Below are 2,179 nucleotides of genomic sequence, written 5' to 3'. Positions count from 1 at the left end.
CGACGAGACAGCAATTGCAGCGAACGCAGCTTGTCCCGCGAACGGGCAATGGCCACCGACTCGTTGAGTGGAAATACCCCCATCATTTCGAACTGGCGCAGCACTGCGCAGCCATAAAAGGTCACGGACGCACCGATCCGTGGAATCACCGCATCGAAACCCTCCAGCGGCTTGCCGCGGTAGTGGATCTGCGGCTTGTGGCTGGCGATGTTCATGTAGGCGCGCAGGGTGTCGACCACCACCATTTCATGGCCACGCTCGGTACCGGCTTCGACCAGACGACGGGTGGAATACAGACGCGGGTTCCGCGACAGCACAGCGATCTTCATGCAACACCTGTGGAGGAGGTAGATACCGGGAACACCGGCTTGTCTTGTACATACTTGATGCCCGGATTGACCACCAACTGGCCGTGGATCAGAGCTTTGGAGCCGAGCAACAGGCGATAGCGCATGGACTTGCGGCAGGCGAGCGTGAACTCGACCCGCCAGACCCGATCACCAAGGGCCAGGGTGGTGCTGATCACGTATCGCACCTGCGCGTGACCGTTTGAGCTTTTAATGGTTTTCCTTGTCACCAGCGGTGCTTCGCAGCGACGGTGACGCAACTGCACCACCGTGCCCAGGTGTGCCGTGAAACGCACCCACTGCTCGCCGTCGCGCTCGAACGGCTCGATTTCGGTGGCGTGGAGGCTTGAGGTGCTGGCGCCGGTGTCGATTTTTGCCCGAAGGCCCGCGACTCCCAAATCAGGGAGCGCCACCCACTCGCGCAGACCGACAACGGTCAAATGGTCAAATGTCTTCAAAATTGCTCAACCGGTAGAAACCGCGGTGGCCGCAGGCGGCCGAATTCGCGGTATTCACGCAGAATAATGGTTAAAAGGCGACAGATATCTACGGCCCGGATTTCCAGCCCCGCAAGGAGGTTATGGAATGTCAGCATTGTAGCTCGGGCCGGTGAAATTCTTGGTACGAGAGAAACGGTAGTACAGTTCACCAATATTTCAGAATGAGGAAATTCCATGGCACAAAAAAACGAAGAGGACGACAAAGTCCGCCTCGATAAATGGTTGTGGGCTGCACGATTTTACAAAACCCGGGCCTTGGCCAAAGCGGCGATTGAAAGCGGCAAGGTGCATTGCCGGGGTGAGCGCTGCAAGCCCGGCAAGGAACCACGTATCGGCGATGAATTCGTGATTCGTACCGGTTTCGACGAGCGCACGGTGGTGGTCCAGGCGCTGTCGATCGTTCGCCGTGGCGCGCCGGAAGCGCAGTTGCTGTACGCCGAAACCGAAGCCAGCATCGCCAAGCGCGAAAACGCCGCCGCCGAGCGTAAAGCAGGCGCTCTGGGCGTGAGCACCGATGGCAAACCGAGCAAGAAACAGCGGCGGGATCTGTTCAAGTTTCGTGGCAGCAGCAACGAATGATTGACCGGCTCCGTCGATCACCCGGGCAGGCAAAGACTTGTAATTGTGCTTGCGCGTAGCCATATGGGGTAATTCGCCTACCCTGCATGAGCCATTGGCAGTGCCATTCGTCGTAAAGCGCACACAGTCGCCGACCTGTAAGCCATAACCAGGCAGCAAGACGCTATGGCCAGGGCGTAACCTCGAATTTTGTAATCACTTTTGTCACCACTTCAGATACCCAGACTTATGACCGACCTACCGGATAACGACTTCACCCAACGCTTCATCTTCGATGACAGCGACACCCGTGGCGAGCTGGTCTCTTTGGAGCTCAGCTACGCCGAAGTCCTGGCCAAACACGCCTACCCGCAGCCGGTCGCGCAACTGCTCGGCGAGCTGATGGCGGCTGCATCGTTGCTGGTCGGCACGTTGAAGTTCGATGGCTTGCTGATCCTGCAGGCCCGCTCCGAAGGCCCGATCCCGCTGCTGATGATCGAGTGCTCCAGCGAGCGCGACATCCGCGGCCTGGCTCGTTACGAGGCGGACCGGATTGCGCCCGACGCCACCCTGGCCGACTTGATGCCGGATGGCTCGCTGACATTGACTGTCGACCCGAGACACGGTCAGCGTTACCAGGGCGTGGTCGATCTGGATGGCGAAACGTTGTCCGACTGCTTCACCAACTACTTCGTCATGTCGCAGCAGATTGGCACGCGTATCAAGCTCTGCGCCGATGGCCGCCGCGCCCGTGGCCTGTTGCTGCAGCAACTG

Annotated in this window: 3 protein-coding genes and 1 pseudogene; 2 read left to right on the top strand and 2 right to left on the bottom strand. The window is 59.2% G+C overall.

Going from position 1 to position 2,179, the window contains the following annotated elements:
* Nucleotides 1-329: pseudogene (locus ACXRVY_RS25400) on the bottom strand (30S ribosomal protein S6--L-glutamate ligase); the annotation flags it as partial.
* A complete protein-coding gene (rimB, locus tag ACXRVY_RS25395) occupies nt 326-805 on the bottom strand; it encodes a retropepsin-like aspartic endopeptidase RimB (protein WP_108216130.1) in 480 nt (159 codons plus the stop codon). The pseudogene ACXRVY_RS25400 and the gene rimB, both read right to left, overlap by 4 nt.
* Nucleotides 806-1,021: 216 nt before the next feature.
* Here rimB and ACXRVY_RS25390 point away from each other — a divergent pair, with 216 nt between their 5' ends.
* On the top strand, nt 1,022-1,426 hold the full coding sequence (locus tag ACXRVY_RS25390; protein WP_223462726.1) for an RNA-binding S4 domain-containing protein: 405 nt from the start codon (nt 1,022-1,024) through the stop codon (nt 1,424-1,426).
* A gap of 228 nt (nt 1,427-1,654) precedes the next feature.
* The coding region (locus tag ACXRVY_RS25385) for an Hsp33 family molecular chaperone HslO (RefSeq protein ID WP_458238568.1) at nt 1,655-2,179 on the top strand (525 nt) is incomplete at its 3' end.

This window comes from Pseudomonas sp. P5_A2_2 (assembly GCF_054177685.1).
The sequence above is the reverse complement of the archived record's forward strand: the minus strand, read 5'-3'. Positions and strand labels throughout refer to the sequence as shown.